This is a genomic window from Alcaligenes sp. AB3, from assembly GCF_031844565.1.
Lineage (GTDB): Bacteria > Pseudomonadota > Gammaproteobacteria > Burkholderiales > Burkholderiaceae_B > Alcaligenes > Alcaligenes faecalis.
Map to the genome: position 1 here is coordinate 535,465 of NZ_JAUZVM010000001.1, position 18,477 is coordinate 553,941.

General features: G+C 57.3%; 13 protein-coding genes. 9 read left to right on the top strand and 4 right to left on the bottom strand.

What is annotated here, in order from left to right; all coding sequences use genetic code 11:
- Positions 1-20: 20 nt before the first annotated feature.
- A complete protein-coding gene (glnE, locus tag Q9R35_RS02535) occupies positions 21-2,777 on the bottom strand; it encodes a bifunctional [glutamate--ammonia ligase]-adenylyl-L-tyrosine phosphorylase/[glutamate--ammonia-ligase] adenylyltransferase (protein WP_311219298.1) in 2,757 nt (918 codons plus the stop codon).
- A 100-nt stretch (positions 2,778-2,877) separates the two neighbouring features.
- Between glnE and Q9R35_RS02540 the strand changes: the two genes are divergently transcribed.
- Positions 2,878-6,483: a DUF3971 domain-containing protein gene (locus Q9R35_RS02540; RefSeq protein ID WP_311219299.1), complete on the top strand. Its 3,606-nt coding sequence runs from the start codon at positions 2,878-2,880 to the stop codon at positions 6,481-6,483.
- A gap of 90 nt (positions 6,484-6,573) precedes the next feature.
- Complete coding sequence (bla, locus tag Q9R35_RS02545; RefSeq protein WP_311219300.1) at positions 6,574-7,449, top strand: class A beta-lactamase; 876 nt, start codon at positions 6,574-6,576, stop codon at positions 7,447-7,449.
- A 33-nt stretch (positions 7,450-7,482) separates the two neighbouring features.
- Here bla and Q9R35_RS02550 read toward each other — a convergent pair whose 3' ends face one another.
- A complete protein-coding gene (locus Q9R35_RS02550) occupies positions 7,483-8,163 on the bottom strand; it encodes a GntR family transcriptional regulator (RefSeq protein ID WP_042481621.1) in 681 nt (226 codons plus the stop codon).
- Positions 8,156-8,665 carry a V4R domain-containing protein gene (locus tag Q9R35_RS02555; protein WP_063690667.1) on the bottom strand — a complete coding sequence of 170 codons (510 nt, stop codon included), beginning with the start codon at positions 8,663-8,665 and terminating at the stop codon, positions 8,156-8,158. Before Q9R35_RS02555 ends, Q9R35_RS02550 begins: the two co-directional genes overlap by 8 nt.
- A 163-nt stretch (positions 8,666-8,828) precedes the next feature.
- Between Q9R35_RS02555 and Q9R35_RS02560 the strand changes: the two genes are divergently transcribed.
- From Q9R35_RS02560 to Q9R35_RS02590, 7 genes are all read left to right on the top strand, one after another.
- The gene (locus Q9R35_RS02560) at positions 8,829-10,349 is read left to right on the top strand and encodes an ABC transporter substrate-binding protein (RefSeq protein WP_233249677.1); all 1,521 of its coding nucleotides are present in this window, start codon (positions 8,829-8,831) and stop codon (positions 10,347-10,349) included.
- 82 nt (positions 10,350-10,431) lie between these two features.
- On the top strand, positions 10,432-11,445 hold the full coding sequence (locus tag Q9R35_RS02565) for an ABC transporter permease (protein ID WP_042481614.1): 1,014 nt from the start codon (positions 10,432-10,434) through the stop codon (positions 11,443-11,445).
- Positions 11,442-12,326 carry an ABC transporter permease gene (locus Q9R35_RS02570; RefSeq protein ID WP_045930107.1) on the top strand — a complete coding sequence of 295 codons (885 nt, stop codon included), beginning with the start codon at positions 11,442-11,444 and terminating at the stop codon, positions 12,324-12,326. Before Q9R35_RS02565 ends, Q9R35_RS02570 begins: the two co-directional genes overlap by 4 nt.
- Positions 12,326-14,212: an ABC transporter ATP-binding protein gene (locus Q9R35_RS02575; RefSeq protein ID WP_311219301.1), complete on the top strand. Its 1,887-nt coding sequence runs from the start codon at positions 12,326-12,328 to the stop codon at positions 14,210-14,212. The genes Q9R35_RS02570 and Q9R35_RS02575 overlap by 1 nt, the downstream gene beginning before the upstream one ends.
- 32 nt (positions 14,213-14,244) lie before the next feature.
- Positions 14,245-15,558 (top strand): aromatic ring-hydroxylating dioxygenase subunit alpha, encoded by a 1,314-nt coding sequence (locus tag Q9R35_RS02580; RefSeq protein WP_063690659.1) that lies wholly within the window; start codon positions 14,245-14,247, stop codon positions 15,556-15,558.
- A 5-nt stretch (positions 15,559-15,563) separates the two neighbouring features.
- The gene (locus Q9R35_RS02585) at positions 15,564-16,166 is read left to right on the top strand and encodes an aromatic-ring-hydroxylating dioxygenase subunit beta (protein WP_311219302.1); all 603 of its coding nucleotides are present in this window, start codon (positions 15,564-15,566) and stop codon (positions 16,164-16,166) included.
- 7 nt (positions 16,167-16,173) lie between these two features.
- Positions 16,174-16,794 (top strand): flavin reductase family protein, encoded by a 621-nt coding sequence (locus Q9R35_RS02590; protein ID WP_311219303.1) that lies wholly within the window; start codon positions 16,174-16,176, stop codon positions 16,792-16,794.
- A gap of 214 nt (positions 16,795-17,008) precedes the next feature.
- Here the strand turns inward: Q9R35_RS02590 and gdhA are convergent, their stop codons facing one another.
- The gene (gene gdhA, locus Q9R35_RS02595; RefSeq protein ID WP_311219304.1) at positions 17,009-18,349 is read right to left on the bottom strand and encodes an NADP-specific glutamate dehydrogenase; all 1,341 of its coding nucleotides are present in this window, start codon (positions 18,347-18,349) and stop codon (positions 17,009-17,011) included.
- Between the last annotated feature and the right edge of the window lie 128 nt (positions 18,350-18,477).

The following is an 18,477-nucleotide window of genomic DNA, read 5'->3' on the forward strand; positions in this document are numbered from 1 at the left end:
AGTGAAATCAATCTGTTGCCTTAGTACCCCAGGACCTCGTCCCATAGTCGCGTAACGGCCTGCCGTTCGTGGGTCAGCTCGGTTTGCGGCACACGGGCTTTTTCTGCTCCTTCCAGACGCAAAGCGTGCTGACGACGGCGCAGGGCGCGGTAGGCATCGGCTACCTCCTGAGCATGGTCGACCGCGATCAGGCCCGCCTGCGCGGCAATGCCCAGCAAGGCGATATTGCCCAGGTTTTCCAGCAGTTTGGGATGCTCACGGCTATGGCACAGCACCAGATACTGGGTGATGAACTCCACATCCACCATGCCGCCACGGTCGTGTTTCAAGTCAAACAGCTCGCTGCGGTTGGGGTGCCCGGCGCTGATTTTGTCACGCATGTCCAGAATGTCGGCGCGCAGTTTGCGACGGTCGCGTTCCATCAGCAAGATGGAGCGGCGGATTTCATCGAAACGTTCCTTGATCTGGGCATCCCCGGTCACAAAACGGGCGCGGGTAATGGCCTGGTGCTCCCAGGACCAGGCGCTGCGGGTTTGATACTGCTCGAAGGCATCCACGCTGACAGCCAGCAAACCGGCGTCACCATCCGGGCGCAAACGCAGGTCAATATCGTAGAGACGGCCGGAGGAGGTCATGGCGGACAACCAACTGGTCATGCGGCGGGCCAGCTTGATGTAGCGCTCTACATTGTCCTGGCTGGGGTCGTCGTACAAAAACACCAGATCCAGGTCCGAGGCGTAGCCAATTTCCTTGCCGCCCAGCTTGCCATAGGCAATGACGGCAAAGCGGGGCGGGGTGTCATGTTCGGGGCCCAGGCTGCGGGGGCGCGTCAGAGGCCAGGTGCGTTCCAGCGTTTCGGCCAGCATCATGTCGGCCAGGGCCGAGAGCTGGTCGGCCAAGGCCTCCACCGTCAGCACGCCTTCCAGGTCCTGAGCCAGCAACTGGAAGGTGATCTGGTGCTGCCAGTCGCGCATCATGTTCATTTGCTGTTCGACATCGGCCTGGCCATCGGGCAGGCGGCACGCGTCCAGATCGCGGCACATTTGCTCGGACAGGACCGCAAAGTCCGGAATCTCCATCAGCGAATGCCATTCGATCAGACTGTCCAGCAGGAGCGGATACTGAGCCAGATACTGCGCGGCCCAGGGGCTGGCCGAAACAATACGGGCAACGCGGGCCAGCGTGTCCGGGTATTCCGCCAGCAAAGCCAGATAGGCGCTGCGCTGGGCAATCAGCTCGATCAGGTTAAAGAGCCGGGTCGCCGTCATTTCCGGATTTTCGGAGCGGTAGGCGTAGTCTTCGGCCAGGGGAATCAAGCGTTGTACGCGATCCAGGCTGGCGTTGGGCAGGCTGCGCAGGCGATGGCTGTTGAGCAGGGCCTGACGCAATTGTTCGATGCGTTCCTGCAAAGCCTGATCCTGCTCGGCGCTGTTGACTTCAGGGGCGGGGGCGGCCGCGGCAGGAGGTTCGGCACTGGCTTCCTCGCCCATACCTGCCAGACGGAAGGCATTACGGAAGGTATGCGACACAAATTTTCGGTGCTGGCCTAGCTGCTCGTCGAAATCGGCCAGGCTCAGGCCTAAGGTGGCCGCCAGCTCGGTGCGCAGTTCTTCGTCCTGGGGCAGCAAATGGGTTTGCTCGTCCTCACGGTACTGCAGGCGGTGTTCGACACGCCGCAAGAAGGTATAGGCGGCCAGCAGCTTGTCGCAGACCTCCTGGTCCAGCAGTCCGGCCGCGCATTGACCGCGCAAAGCCTTGTGCAGGCTGCTTGTTTGCAGGGAAGGCTGTCGTCCACCGCGTATCAGTTGATTGAGCTGAACCACAAACTCAATTTCTCGAATCCCGCCATCCCCCAGCTTGATGTTGTGCCAGGTCTCCACGCCATTGCGGTTCAGGGCGCGGCGTGTCCAGTCCTGACGGATGCGCTCGCGCAGGCCGCGCAGGGCGGACAGGGCATCAAAGTCAAAATATTTGCGGTACACAAAAGGAGTACGCAGCGCTTCGAAGTGATGCACATCACCCGCGCTGCGGCTGCCTTCAAAGGCTTGGGCCTTGATGGGGCGGGCCTTGATCCAGGCATAGCGTTCCCATTCCCGGCCTTGGTTGACCAGATAGTTTTCCAGGGCCTGCATGCTCCAGGCCAGCGGCCCGGAATCGCCGTCCGGGCGCAGGCGCAAGTCGGTGCGAAACACCTGGCCGAAGGCATCCGTATCGGACAGCACGGGCATCATGCGCTGGGTAATTTTGCCGTAAAACTCGTGATAGCTCAGGGGGCGGCGGCCATCGGTTTCGCCGTCCTCGTCGTAAAGCATGATCAGGTCAATGTCCGAGGAAACGTTTAATTCCCTCCCGCCCAGCTTGCCCATACCCAAAATAATCATCTCCTGGGGCAGGCCAGTTTCCGAATTTTTAGGAATACCGTGGATTTCCGCCAGTTGCTGCGCCACGGTTTCATAGGCTTGTGCCACGGCAAGATCAGCCAGGCTGCTCATGGCCTGCATGACTTCTTCCAAGGGCGCCAGGCCATTGATATCGCGGATCATCAGCACCAGGAAAACCCGCTCGCGCAGTTGGCGCAAGGCCTGGCGCACTTGTGCCAGACGATCAGTATCGGGTTCGGGCAGCAAAGTCCTATACCATTGCGTAATCAGTGCGGGGGTGACAGGGTGCTGGGCTTGCTCTTCCAACCACGTTCCAAATTGTGGTTGAGCGTTTACTTTTCGACGCAAGGGGCCGGACCATTGCATCACGGGCTTCAATATAATGGACTGGCTCATACGATAAGAGGCTTTTCGGATAAGGGGGAACGACAAGTGAAATGACTTGTCTGACTAGGCCGGAAATGACCGCATCTAACTATACTCGGGAATTGATTGCATGGTAGTTCGAGGGCTTGTGCGACTGGCGCTGGTGCTCTATTTTGCGCTGATGCTAAGCCTTGTCGGGCTACGTTATTTGCTCGTGCCCCAGCTGGACAATCTGCGTCCCTATCTGGTGCAGAAAATCAGCGAACAAACCGGCCTGCAAGTCCAGATTCAAGAATTAAAAGGCGACTGGCAGGGCTGGAATCCCCATCTTTCCGTGACGAATCTGTCGCTGGCAGAACCCGGGCAGGAGCCCATGTTGCAGTTGCCCAAGCTGCAGGCCGATATCAGCTGGAAGTCCTTGTTCAGTGGTTCGCTGCAGTTGCGTCAGCTGGATGTGCAGGGTTTGACGATTCCGGTACGGCGCGACCCCCAGGGACAGATTCTGGTGATGGGCCAAGTGCTGGATTTGAATGATGAGAGTGCGCCCTCAGAACCGGAGGCTTGGCAAGGGCCGGTTCGCTGGCTGCTGGAGCAGCGTGGTATCCGCATTCAGGGCATGTCCTTGCAATGGCAGGATGATATGCGCGGCGCACCTGCCTTGCACCTGCCCGCGATTGAATGGCAGATTGGCTACCGACAGGGCTGGCACGAGGTGAACCTGGCTACCGCCTTGCCAGCCAATCTGGGTGAATCCCTGGCCCTGTCCTTGCGTGTACAAGGCAAACGTCGTCTGCCTGAAAATGTGGATGTGCTGGATTTGCCTTGGGAAATGACGGCACAGGCCAAGGCAGTAGACGCACCCGCGCTGCGCCCATGGCTGGACGTGCCAGTGGCCTTGGACAGGGGCTGGGTCAGTATGCGTGCGCAGGCCAGCCAGCCCAAGGCCGAGCAGACCATACAGATGCAGCTGCTTGCTCAAGTGCGGGATATGGCCGTACTGACTGAGAGCGAAGATCGCCTGCAGCTGGAGCAGGCCAGTCTGGAGCTGGAGGGTGGGCTGAACGATTTGCAAGCACTGGCCCAAGGCAAGCAAAGTGGTGATGTGCAGTGGGCGCTGGCAATGACTGGCTTTGGCCTGCGTGTGCCGGATTTGTTTGCCCAATACCTGGCGGTGGATCAGCTCAATGCTCAAGGGACCGTTCATCGCGATGAGCAGGCCAGACTCAGCGTCAGCAAAATGAATCTTGCTTTGCGCAATCCTGACCTGGATGCGCAATTAACAGGAAGCTGGCGTGAGGATGTCAAGTTCGAGGCCGGTGTGGCGGACTGGCAGGGGCAATTCAAGCACCTGAATCTGGCGGCTTTGGTGAATTATCTGCCTTTGACGGTCAACCCTTTGGCGCGCGAATGGATGCAGGCTGGATTGGTGCAGGGGGCAGTGCGAGACGGAACAATCCGGCTGCAAGGGGGGCTGGATACCTTTCCGTATGGCTTGAGTCCGGAGGATGGCAGTTTTGAAGTGGCTGGTAGATTGGACGATGGGATTGTGGATTATCAGCCCGCCCGTCCCAAGCGTTTGGCCTGGCCGCGTCTGGAAGGCGTGCAAGGCAGCATACGCATGCATAACGACAATCTGGACATTGTGGCCCAGCAGGCGCGCATGCCTATCGCCAAGCAGCGGGATATCGCACTGCGCGATATTCAGACCCACATTACTTCCTTGGAGCAAAACAGCTTTTTGAAGCTTGAGGGCGTGTCGCAGGCTCCGGCGACCAGTTATCTGGCCCTGGTTCATCAATCGCCCTTGAATGCCTTGCTGGATGGCTTGCTGGCCGACAGTCGCGTCAAAGGGGATTGGACCGTACCCATCAATTTGCAGATTCCTTTGGATAATGCGGACGACGCCCAGGTACAGGGCCAAATCCAGATGAGCAATGGCGAGTTTCAATACATGCCTGAAGCCCCCTCGTTTACGGCCTTGAGCGGCGAACTGGCCTTCAGTGAAAAGGGTGTCAGTGCCCGGACGCTGACGGGCAAGATGCTGGGCGGTGATACCCAGATCAGCGGTGTGCTGGAACCCGGCAAGCCCGGTTTGCAGCTCAATGGTGTGCTGACTGCGCAAGGTCTGGAGCAGTACCTGGAACTGAAGGGCGTACAGCGCCTGCAGGGCCAGACTCCCTACAAGGTGCTGATGAAGCTGGATGCCAAGAGCTCTTTTTCCTTTGGTGTGGAGTCCGATCTGACGGGGCTGGCGCTGAACTTGCCCGAACCTTTCCACAAGCCTGCCGAGCGTGCAGCCAAATTGAAGGCGGATTGGAGTAGCGACTCCGCCGCAAAAATGGACCGTTTGCAGATCAGCCTGGAAGATAGACAGACCTTTTTGCTGAACCTGTTGCATGCCCAAGGCTCGCGCCAAGGCAGCTATTTTCAAAGTGGCAGCATGGGGACGCCGGGGCTGGTGAACTGGCCCAAACGCGGTCTGGAACTGCATAGCCGTCATGACCGTATGGATCTGGATGCCTGGGAGAGGGTGGTCGAGGAGTTTGGTCAGAATCTGGATGGCAGTCCGTTGACGCCTTCGGACCGTCCCTTGCTGCCTTTGCTGGAGCGGGTGCGCCTGCAAGCGGATCAGGCATTTTTCAGAGGGCAAGTGCTGGATCAGCTGGAGATGGAAAGCACGGAAGATGCCGCTGGCAGACTGTTTCTGCGCCTGAAGGCCAAGCAGGCAGAAGGGCGTTTGCAGGCCCAGCATCAAGATGGTCGCTACACCGGCATGTTCAATGCCAATTTCTCTCATTTGTACCTTGATAGTGGCAGGCCCGATTGGGCCTGGCCCGACGCTGAACAGCCCATGAATGACGATCTGCTCTTGCCCGCAATCTCGTTCAAGGTGGATGACTTGCAGATACAGGGCGTGCGCTTTGGCAAGCTGGAAGCCAAGGGCAAGCCTGCTGGAAAAGGAGCAAAGTGGACGCTGGAGAACTTTTCCTTGAATGCCCAGGGGATGCAACTGCACGGTTACGGCTCTTTGGCATTGACTGGCCCGCAGCGCGGGCTGGAATTGGTTGCCAATAGTCAGGTGAGCAATCTGGGGCAGTTTGTAGATGTCAGCGGTTTGCTGACCGAGTCCATCAAGGATGGCGACGGTACCGTGCAGGCGGCCTTGTTCTGGGGCGATTTTCCCTGGTCTTTTGACAAGCGCAATATTCGCGGCCAGTTCAATGTGGATTTGCGTAAAGGGCGTTTTATCAGCCTGAAATCGCGCTCGGCCAAATTGCTGGAGCTGCTCAGCCTGCAGTCCATCTCGCGCTTGAGCCGCCTGGATCTGGACTTGTTCGGTGCAGTGAAGGAGGGGTTTGCATTCGATAGCCTGACCGGGCGCATGAACCTGTCGCAGGGCAAGCTGGAACTGGACAATTATCAGATCAAGGGCCCGGCGGGGGCAATCAGCCTGAAAGGCTGGATTGATATCAAGGACGAAACGCTGGACTTGATTGCCGTGGTGGACCCGAATCTGGACATGAGTGGCGCAGCGATTGCGGCTTATTTCACTGTCAACCCCATGGTGGGGGTAGGGGCCTTGCTGACGCAGTGGTTGATGCAGATCCCGATGAGCAGTCACCTGTCGGTTACCTACGCCGTTACGGGCAAGATCGACGATCCCCAGCTGAAAGAGATGGAAGCGCCGGCGGTCAGTGCCGCGAAACAAGAGAAACAGCCGCGTGTTGAACCTTGATGCCAGAGACCTGACTCATAGCGGGTTTCCCTGAGTTCGAGGTGCCGCAAGTTGTTTGCGTGTTTTAACCCCTTTGTGAAGGATGGGCCGATGAGTGCACATAGACTGAAACGACTGGCAGTGACATGGATTGTGGCTGGCTGGTCTGTCCATGCAGTCGGGGCGCAAACCCATCCGGTGGTTCAGGCCGCACAAGAGGCTGAGCAGTCCTTGCAGGCCCGTATCGGTCTGGCCGTGCTGGATACGGCAGATGGCCAGCTCTGGCAGTATCGCGCCGACGAACGTTTCCCCATGGCCAGCACCAGCAAGGCCTTGATTTGTTCTGCCTTGTTGGCCAGAGGGCCGGGGGCGATGAAGACGGCCTGGCTAATTAAAGAGGAAGCTATTCAGTCTTACGCCCCCACGACGGAAAACCTGATCGGCCAGTATGTGTCAGCGGCCCAATTGTGTGCGATTACGATGCGCAACAGCGACAATACCGCCGCCAATGGGGTGCTGGAGATGCTGGGTGGACCGCAGGCCGTCACCTCCTTTCTACGCACTATCGGCGATACGGTGACGCGTCTGGACCGTAATGAGCCCAGCCTGAATGAAGCCACGCCCGGGGACCTGCGCGACACAACGACCCCGCAAGCCATGGTGCAGACCTTGCAAAGTCTGGTCCTGGGCGATGCGCTTAAAACCTCAGACCGTGATCGGCTGACTGATTGGCTGCGCCATAACGAAGTGGGTGGGCCTTTGCTGCGGGCGGGAGTACCCGAAAGCTGGACCGTGGCAGATCGAACAGGAGCCGCAGGATACGGCACGCGTGGGGTGGTGGCGGTGATGTGGCCACCAGAGCGTGCGCCGCTGGTGGCTGCTGTCTACATCACGGAAACGAAAGCCTCGATGGAAGCGCGCAATGCGGCCATCGCGGCTATCGGCAAAGTAATTGCACAGGCAGTGGATCAGAAAGCACAGCCTTGAATCAGCTGGTGGGTACTGGCGGGGACAGGCCACTTAGCCGGCCTGACGCTCCAGCATTTCATCCAGCGTTGCGTAATAGCTCATGGAGGCATGGCGCAGATTCGTGCGTACATGCTCGCGCGCCTGTTCCGGATCTTTATCCAGAAAGGATTGCAGGATGCCACGGGTCGCCTGCATGGACAGTTCCCGATAGCGCGTATCGCGCAAGGTGGCCAGACGTACCGCTTCTACGTGGTCACTCAGGCGAAAAATCATGGTGCTCAAATGCGGGTTGGGGCATAGCGAAATCCAGCTTTCCCGAAACGCATCGTTGGCAATCATGTATTGCATGGGGTCGGCGGCAGCATGGGCTTTTTCTGAGGCATTGGCCGCCTTGTTCATCAAGGCCAACCCTTCCAGATTGGCTTGCAAGCAGGCAGCAGCGGCCGCTTCAGGCTCGAGCAACATGCGTATTTCAAAAATCTGCGCAATATCGGCCGGGGTGAAGCGCCGCAGCATGAAGCCGCGCGAGGTGCCCTCCAGCAATCCTTCGTTGGTCAGTTGCAGCAGGGCTTCGCGCACAGGCATGCGCGAGACTTGCAGTTCCGCAGCAATTTCATGGTCGACCAGACGGTCGTCATAGCTGATGTCGCCACTGCGCATGCGGCTGCGCAGGTGTTTGTAGACCTGCTGGCGTATGTTCAGTTTGGGGGCGGCAGGCTGGTTTTTATTCATTGGTTTTGGGTAAGACGGTGAACAGGCAGTCGGCATGGCGTCCCTGTGCGCAGCAGTGTGTTTCCTGCACCTGGACGGGCTGATCGTAGATCAGTTGGCCGACGGCTGTAAGCATACCAACGATAGGCCGGCACAGGGGCCGATCATGGGAGCCAAATCCCCAGGCAAAGGGGCTGTTTTGCACGCGAACCTGCAAAGCTCCCGTCGCCTCTGTTTGAATGTCCCAGTTCCCCCAACCCAGCTGTGCCGAGATATCGGCAATGCTGTCCAGCAAGGCCTGCGGGTCGTGATTGATGGCTTCCCAATACGCCTTGGCTGACAAACCACCTTGCTCCATCACGGCCTGCCCCAATGCATCCAGCGCCTGCGTTCGGGCGGGTTCATCCAGCCGGCGAAACAGCCCCATCAACACGTCGACACGCATCATCAAGTAGCGCCGATCAGCGTCCAAAATCTGGCCCTGTGCCGTATCCCAGCTTAATCTGTCTCTGAATTCAGTCATTTTAAATAAAAAGTATATTGTTTTATTTTTAGATAATAGTTTGATATTAAAGCAAATAAATTATAGGGAAAACCATTATCTATTTAATTTAAGAATAAACTATATACTTTTTCGTAAGGCGGACTAGCGCTGGAATGAAGTGCATAACAAAAGGGGACAAATGGTGAAAGCGTTGCGAAAAAGCGTAATGGGGCTGGCCTTGGGGGCTGCCCTGATGATGGGCTGGGGGACGGCCAGCCAGGCAGCCGGGAGCGAATTGAAAATTGCTTTCCCGGTTGATATTCCGTCCTGGGACCCGACCTCGGTCACCTTTCCGGCTGGCCAGTCGATTTACAAGGCCGTGTTTGATTCGCCCTTGTTCGTGGGTGATGATCTGAAGGTGGCACCACGCCTGATCGAGTCCTGGGAATGGGCAGACGAGCAAGGTCAGGCCCTGAAGGTGAAGCTGCGCGACAAGGTGAAATTCCATGACGGCAGCGACATGACGGCCGAGGATTTGAAATTCACCTTCGATCGTGCAATCAACAAGAAAACACTGGCTCTGAACGGCATGTTGCCCACCCTGAAGTCGGTGGAAGTGACCGGCCCGCTGGAAGCCATTATTCATTTCAGTTCGCCCACGCCAACGGCCCCCAAAGGCCTGGCCTTCTTGTCGGCCTATATCCTGCCCAAAGCCTATTTCGAGAAGGTAGGGGAAGAGGAATTCCTGAAGCGCCCAATTGGCGCAGGCCCATACAAGCTGAGCGATTATCAGCGTGGTTCCCGCATCACTCTGGAAGCCTTTGAGGACTACTGGCAAGGTGCGCCAGACCTGAAGCAGGTCGTGTTTGAAATCGTGCCGGATTCCTCGGCACGCGTCGCTGCGGTTGAGTCCGGTCGGGCTGATGTCTCGGTTCAGATCCCGGTGCGCGAAATTGCCCGTCTGGAGAAGAATCCCAAGCTGGAAGCCAAGGTCTACCCGTATAGCGAGATCTACATTTTGCAGATGCCCAGCTATGCAGAAAGCTTTAAAGACGTGCATGTACGTCGTGCCATGAACATGGCCATCGACAAGGCCGGTCTGTCCCGTGCTTTTTACAAAAATGTCGCGCAGCCCTTGTCGGTTCTGGCCACCAAAGGCTCGCCCGGCGATGTGCCTGATCTGAACATTCCTTTCGACAAGAAAGCAGCCGTAGAGGAATTGGCCAAAGCGGGTTACAGCACGGAAAAACCGTTGACCATTACCTTGTACTCCACCAATAACACCTTCCCATCGGACTACGATGTGGCCCGTGCGGTGGCGCAAATGTGGAGCCAGATTGGTGTGCAGACCACGGTTGAGGAAATTACCGTGGCCAAGTATCTGGAGCTGAGTCATTCGTCCAAATTGACGGGTGTGATGCTGTACAGCTGGGCCAATGCAACGGGCGATCCGGAGATTTTCACGGGCCGCATTCTGGATCCGCGCCTGCGTTTTTCCACCTGGAAAGAAGAGCGTTTGGCGGGCACCCTGGATGAGCTGAACCGGCAGATGGACGAGGACAAGCGAGTAGCCGGTTATCAGGCGCTGAATCGTGAAGCGGCGGAACAGGCCTGGAGTCTGCCGGTGCTGCAGTCCATCTCCACCATTGCCTACAAAAAGGGCTTGAAGCTCAACACCTATCAGACGGGCTACATCCTGCCGCAGGAATATTCCTGGCAGTAAGCCTTTCATGCACCCCGCAGCATCGTGCTGCGGGGTGGTCTACCGGGTTCCTCCCGGCGTATTTTCTCCTGCGGTTCTCTTCATGAAAAACGTTTGCTTCCTGATGGCGCGCAAGCTCGTCTTCGTGCTGGTGACGGCGTTCCTGCTGTCCATGATCGTGTTCTTCATGCTGCGCGTCATTCCCGCTGACTCTCTGGGCATGATGCTGCCTCCTTCGGCCACCGAAGCCGATGCGCAGGCGCTGCGTGTTGAGCTGGGCATGGATGGCTCGGCCTTGCATCAGTACCAGGTTTGGTTGAGCGGTGTGTTTCGTGGCAATCTGGGCAACTCCATCTTCTTTCATCAACCAGTGACGGGCTTGCTGGCCCAGGCTTTGCCACCCACGCTGGAGCTGGCCTGTATCAGCTTGCTGATGGCTTTGCTGATCTCCATTCCCGGCGGCCTTGTTCTGTACTTGCTGGACAAGAAAAAGATCGAATTTGTGGCCGACTTTGTGCTGGTGCTGCTTCTGTCAGTGCCATCCTTTCTGTGGGGCATTATTTTGATCGTGGTGTTCGGTGTGCTGTTCCCGGTCCTGCCCTTTATGGGGCGGATGGAAGGGACACCCGCTGTGGATGGCGGCACGGGCTTTCTGCTGTTTGACCTCTTGATACGCGGTCAGTGGCAAGCCTGGTGGGATGCCTTTTCGCATTTGCTTCTGCCCGCCCTGGCCTTGGCCCTGGCTTTCAGTCCCATCGTGATTCGTGTGCTGCGCTCCAGCCTGATTGAAACGGCCAATAGCCAGTACGTGAATGTCGCCCGTCTGCGTGGTGTGCCGGAATGGCGCGTGCTGCTGGTGCACATGCTGAAAAATGCGGCCCTGCCTACCTTGACCTTGATCGGTGTGCAATTTGGCTTTTTGTTTGGCGGCACCTTGCTGATCGAAGTCATTTTCTCCTTCCCCGGTATCGGCAATCTGATGGTGCAAGCCATCAAGAACCATGACCTTCCCCTGATTCAGGGCGTGGCCCTGGTGTTCTGTTTGATGGTGTTGGCCGTCAACTTCTGTGTCGATGGCTTGTACAGCGTTATGAATCCACGTCTGAGGTCCGCATGAGCGCGCATCCACATTCTTTCTGGCAAGCGCGGCTGCGGCCTGTGCTGGCCCATCCCAAAGTGCTGGTTGGCGGCACTCTGGTCTTGATTTTTGCTCTGGTGGCCTTGTTTGCCCCTTTGCTGGCACCCAACGATCCTAATGCACAGGACTTGCTGGCGACGCTCTTGCCACCCGCGTGGCAGGACGGCGGTCTGGCGCAGTATCCCTTGGGAACGGATGGCCTGGGGCGATGTATTTTGTCGCGCCTGATTTATGGCAGCCGTGTGGCCTTTCAGGTGGCGGTGACCGCTGCCGCCGGCACCATGGTGCTGGGTACGGTGCTGGCGATTTTGGCGGGCTATATCGGTGGCTGGTTCGACCGGGGAGTCAGCTCCCTGGTGGTGTTGTGGATGGCATTCCCGCCCGTGGTGTTTTCCATGATGTTGATGGTGGGTTTGGGCACGGGTCTGTTCAATGTGATTCTGGCCGTGGTGCTGGTGGACTGGACCCGTTTTTATCGCGTGGTTCGGGCGGAAGTGCTGGTGGCGCGTCAGCGTGATTATGTGTATGCCGCGCATTTGCTGGGCTTTTCCCACCTGCGCATCATGCTGCGTGAAGTGCTGCCTAGCGTGGCGCCACTAATCGTCACTTTGTTCAGCCTGCAAATGGGGGTGGCTATTGTGGTTGAAGCCATCCTCAGTTTCGTGGGCCTTTCTGTTCCTTCGGATGTGGTGGCCTGGGGTGTAATGCTGGCTGATGGTCGTGACCAGATTTACCAGGCAGGCTGGGGCCTGATGGCGCCGGTGATTGGCATTGTGTTTGCAGTGCTGGGTTTCAATTTGCTGAGTGATGGTTTGCGCACCACGCTGGATCCTCGGCTCAAGCAACGAGGAGCGCACTGATGAGCGTGCCGGTTATTGAATTCAAGCAAGTCAGTGTCTCGGTGCCGGTACAAGGGCAGTCGGTAGAACTGCTGCGCAAGGTCTCGTTTGCAGTGCAAGCAGGCCGCACCTTGGGTCTGGTCGGGGAGTCCGGCGCGGGCAAGAGCATGATAGGGCGGGTGATCTCGGGCATGTTGCCCAGCAACCTGCGTCTGTCCTCGGGCCAGGTCTGTTTTCAGGGCTCAGTGGTCACGGGTGCACAAATGCGTCGTCTGCTGGGTCGCAAAGTGGCTTTTGTGCCGCAGGAGCCCTTGTCCTCGTTGAATCCGGTGCTGACCATACGCCAGCAGATGTTCGAGCACTTGGCTCGCCTGGGTATTCCCCGTGGATCCCGCGAGCAATATTGCCTGGAACGTCTGCATGAAGTGGGTCTGCCTGATCCACCGTCCATGCTGGGACGCTATGCCCATGAGCTTTCCGGCGGACAGTGCCAGCGTATCTTGATTGCCATGGCTTTTTCCGGCGACCCGGAATTGATTGTGGCTGATGAGCCGACAACGGCTTTGGACGTGATTACCCAAGCGCAAATCATCCGGATTCTGCGCGATGTGCAGCAGCGCCATCAAACCGCCGTGATTCTGATCACCCACGATCTGCGCATGGCTGCTCACGTCTGTGACGAGGTGGCCGTGCTGTATGCCGGGGATGTGGTCGAACAAGGTCCTGCTGCAGATGTTTTGGATACACCTTTGCATCCTTATTCCTGGGCCTTGAAGAACGCGACGCCAGCATTGAATGGCCCTTTGTACGCCTTGCCGTCACTGGCCGACATCATGCCGGGCTTGAAAGACATGCGGGATCTGCCGGGTTGTCGGTTTGCCCGTCGTTGTCCTACGCGTAATGCGGTCTGTGAACAGCGCGCGCCAGAGTTGGAAGCGGTGAAACCCGGTCATTGGGTCAGTTGCGCCGGTCCCTGTATGACGCGTGATGTGGCGTCGCAAGCCCAGCTGCATGTCCTGCCGCAAGGGCCTTCTGACGAGTCCGCCCCGCTGGTTGAATTTCAGAGCGTGGAGCGTAGCTATCGAGTGACACGCAATGGTCGCCGTAGCCTGATGTATGCCTTGCGACCCCTGTCCTTGAGCGTGTGCCCCGGCGAGATGGTTGGCGTGGTGGGGGAAAGCGGCAGTGGCAAAAGCACCGTCGCCCGTTTGATGGTGGGCTTGTTGCAGCCCAGCGGTGGGCAAGTGCTGGTGCAAGGTCAGTCCCGCGAGCAGTTTGCCAAAGGGCAGGGCGAGTCCTTGTCGCAGACGATTCAGATGGTCTTTCAGGATCCGGATTCGGCCTTGAATCCACGCCGCAGCGTACAGCAACTGGTAACGCAGGTACTGGAGTTGCAGCCGGGGATGACGCCCGAGCAGCGTCGTCAGAAAGCCGACGAGTTGATGGCGCAGGTGGGCATTGCCCAGGATGCGGGTTTGCGTTTCCCCTCGGAACTGTCCGGTGGGCAAAAGCAACGCGTGAACATTGCCCGCGCCTTATGCGTGCAGCCGCGTCTGTTGGTGGCGGACGAGATTGTGTCTGGTCTGGATGTGTCGGTGCAGGCGCTGATCTTGAATCTCTTGCTGCGACTGAATAAGGAATTGGGCATCGCAGTGGTGTTCATCTCGCACGACTTGTCCGTGATTCGCTATTTGTGCACACGAGTGCTGGTGATGAAAAACGGTGAAGTCGTGGAGCAAGGAAATACCGCCGAGGTGTTTGCCGACCCGCAGCATCCCTATACCCGTCTTTTGCTGGGCAGTGTGCCGCCGGATGATTCCAGCCAGATCTGGCCTGTGCCTCTGGATTGTCCATCCCAAGCCGTGGGAAAGGTTGCACCCGCTTTAGTACCCGCTATGGCGGTCTGAATCCCGTTTTACTCGTATTTACAGGAAGCACTATGAGTTATGCCAATAACGAGGCCGCCTTGTCGGGCCTGACCCAGGACCATCAGGTCCATCGGGATGCCTATCTGGACGAGGACGTCTTTCAACTGGAAATGGAACGGCTGTTCAGCCGTGCCTGGCTCTATGTGGGCCATGAAAGTCAGGTGCCCAAAACGGGCGATTATGTATCGGTGACCTTGGCACAAAGCCCCGTCATCATGCTGCGCCATAGCGATGGCTCGGTGCGGGTGGTGATGAACCGTTGCGCCCATAAGGGGGCCAGACTGGTCAGCGAACCCAGCGGTAATGTGGGCAAGATGCTGCGTTGTCCATACCACGCCTGGACCTACAAGCTGGATGGCTCGCTGCTGGCGGTGCCGCTGAAAAATGCCTATGAAAACACGGAGTTTTCACAATGTCCGGCTGCGGGCGGCCTGTCCACACCGGGGGCGGTAGAAAGCTATCGCGGCTTTGTGTTTGCCCGCCTCAGTAAGGAAGGGTTCAGCCTGCAAGAGTATTTCGGTGATGTGCTGCAGGCCCTGGACAATATGGCGGATCGCTCGCCGGAAGGGGAGTTGCAGGTGGCTGGCGGTTCGATTCGTACCGTCATCAACTGCAACTGGAAGATGTACATGGAGAACATCAACGACACCGTGCATCCCATCTCCACGCATGAGTCGGCCTCCAGCTCGGCAGCCAAAGTGGGTGAAGTGTTCAAGGAAGAAGACCCCACCGCGCTGGAGCAATTGCTGCCCTTCGGTTCGGGCTACGACTTCTATTCACGCATGGGCGTGGAAACGTACCCGAACGGGCACAGCATTCTGGGCACCAAGTTCAGCATTCATACCGACTACTCCGGGATTCCGGGTTACGAAGCCATGATGAACGAAGCCTGGGGCGAGGAGAAAGCGGCTCGGGTGCTGGGTTTCAATCCTCAGAACGTGGTGTTTTACCCGAGCATGGCAGCCAAGGGTTCGCCGCAGATTATTCGTGTATTGCGACCTTTGGCGGTAGACCGAACCTTGCTGGAAGTGTGGGTGTTTCAGCCCAAAGGGGCACCGCGTGAAATGCTGGATCGCGGCCTGACTTATAGCCGTCTGGTTTACTCCCCCATGAGTGTTGTCGCCCATGACGATGTGCACTTGTTCGAGAGCCAGCAAGCCAGCCTGAAAGCCCAAGGCAATCCGTGGGTGAATCTGCTGCGTCAATACGATGCGCAGGAAGGTGAGCAGGGCAAGGGCAGCTTTGATGATGCGAATAATGAATGGGTCATACGCAACCAATACCGTGCCTGGAAGCAAGGCATGAAGCAGCAGGAGCAGGAGTGATGGGGATGGCGCAAGAGCAGGGCCAGCGCAGTGGCCAAGTACAGCATGCATTGCAAGAGGGGCAGCAACAGCAGCAACCATTGAATCCGCAGCAAAGCCAGGAACAAGGCCAGCGTCTGGACCAAACGACGAGCATGCAACAAAGCCTGCAGAACTTTGTATGGCAAGAGAACGCCTTGCTGGACGAGGGGCGCTTTGATGAATGGTACGAGCTATTCGCGCAGGATGGCCTGTACTGGATTCCCGGTGAATCCGGCCAGGAAAGCCCCGAAGGGCGCATGTGCATTGCCTTGGAAAATCGTATGTTGATGCGTTTGCGTATTGATCGCCTGTCGCATCACCGTGCCTTTTCCTTGCAACCCGGTGTACGTGGTCTGCGTGTGATTCAACATCCACGCGTTCAGTCCGAACATCCTGACGAGGACGGCTGCTATGCCGTGCGTACCAATCTGATTTATTCGGAGTATCAGAAGCAAAGAACCGAGGTTCTGCCCGCTACTGCCTCCTACCGTTTGCGCGCCGTCGATCAGGCTTGGGAGATCGTGGAGAAGCGGGTGGACTTGTTGAGTGTGGATGGTTATTTACCCACCATTCAGCTCTTCATTTAGGCCGCCTATGCAGACGACTGACACATCACCCCGCTATCGCAGCCTGTCTTGTGAAGGCATGGACGACAGCATGGCTTACCGCCTGCTGACGTCCCTGATCGTGCCGCGTCCTATTGCCTGGGTATGTACTTTGGAGGAGTCGGGCAGTGTGAACCTGGCACCGTTCAGCTCCTTTAATTACGTGGCGCACAGCCCGCCCATGCTGGCGATCAATATCAACCGCAATGAGGATGGCAGCCTGAAGGATACGGCCCGCAATCTGCAGGTCAATAAGGAATGTGTGGTGCAGCTATGTCGTCAGTCTGATCTGGCGGCGGTTCACACCAGTGCTGCTGCCTTGCCACCCGGCCAGAGCGAGGTAAAGGAGTTGGGCATGAATCTGGTGCCCAGCCAGCATGTGCGCGTGCCCCGCCTGGATGGGGCCGCCGTGCAGATGGAGTGCAAGCTGGATCAGGTAGTGGATTTGGGGCGTGGCGTGAACCAGCTACATATTCTGGAAGTGCTGGCTTTTCACGTTGATTCGTCCTTGATGGACGAGAAGGGGAAAGTAGATCTGGAGGTGTATCGGCCTTTGGCTCGGTGGGCTGGGCCGTATTATGCACAGCGTGGGGATATTCTTCTGCCTTGAGGTCATGGCTTGGTTCCGGTGCTTCTTCTCGGCTCTGTTGGTAGATAGGCAGAGCCTTATCTGGACCAAGTTTTGTTGCTCCACACAGATGACTGGACTATGGGCTTTCAAGGGCTGATAGGGTCAAACCTGCGACAGACACTTCCGGTTTGGCCATAAACAAAAAAAACCGCCTTGTGGGCGGTTTTTTTGACTACTGAGCAAGGCGCAAAACTTAATAAACACCTTGATGACGCATGGCATTGGCGACTTTGACAAAGCCGGCAATATTGGCGCCGTTAACGTAGTGGATGAAGTCGCTTTCTTGACCATAGTTCACACAATTTTCGTGGATGTCACGCATGATGGAGTGCAGCTTTGCGTCAACTTGTTCGCGTGTCCAGCTCAAACGCTGGGCGTTTTGGCTCATTTCCAGACCAGATACGGCAACACCACCTGCATTGCTGGCTTTGCCTGGGGCATACAGAATCTTGGCATGGATAAAGGCATCGACTGCGTCCAGCGTGCTGGGCATATTGGCGCCTTCGGCAACGCAACGCACACCGTTCTTGATCAGGACTTCAGCATCCTTGCCCTCCAGCTCATTTTGGGTTGCGCAAGGCAGGGCGATGTCCACAGGGACGTGCCAAGGACGTTTGCCTTCTTGAAAGAGCAAGCCGTGTTCTTTGGCGTAATCCACCAGACGACCACGTTGCACATTTTTAACGTGCATCAGGGAAGCCAGTTTTTCGCGGGTAAAGCCGTCCATGTCCACCACGCAACCTTGCGAGTCGGAAACGGTAACCACTTTTGCGCCCAGATCCAGACATTTTTCAATGGCGTATTGAGCCACATTGCCCGAACCGGACACCGACACTGTCATGCCGTCAAAGGACAGGCCTTTGCGAGCCAACATTTCTTGTGCGAAATATACGGTGCCATACCCCGTGGCCTCAGGACGAATCAAGCTGCCGCCAAAGCACAAATCCTTGCCGGTGAACACACTGGCTGCGCTGTTGGAGAGTTTTTTCATCATGCCGGCCATAAAGCCCACTTCACGTGCGCCCACGCCGATATCACCGGCAGGAACGTCAGTATCTGGACCCAGGTGACGGTACAGTTCAACAATCAGGGCCTGGCAAAAGCGCATCACTTCGCCATCCGATTTGCCCTTGGGATCAAAGTCCGAGCCGCCTTTGCCGCCGCCCATGGGCAGAGTGGTCAGGGCGTTTTTGAACGTTTGTTCAAAGGCCAGGAACTTCAGAATGGACAGGTTCACCGAAGGGTGAAAGCGCATGCCGCCCTTGAAAGGACCGATGGCATTGCTGTGCTGAATACGGAAACCGCGATTGACCTGAACCTGACCGCGATCATCTACCCAGGAAATACGAAACTGGATGGCACGTTCGGGTTCGACCAGACGCTCGAGCAGACCATGATCGGCGTACTGGGGGTTTTTCTCGATGAAGGGCCACAAGCTGGTCATCACTTCCCGTACGGCCTGCATGAATTCAGGCTGGTTGGGGTCGCGGGACTGCACTCTGGCTAGGAACTGTTCTAGAGAGATAGATTTCATTGCAAGCGAACTCTGTTTGCAATACTGAGATTTCGAGTAGAACTCAGCAGATTGAAAGAATGGATGCACGGGAATGCACCCGATCATACGTCCATCGCAAGCAAGCCTCTCGTATAGAGAGGCTTGCG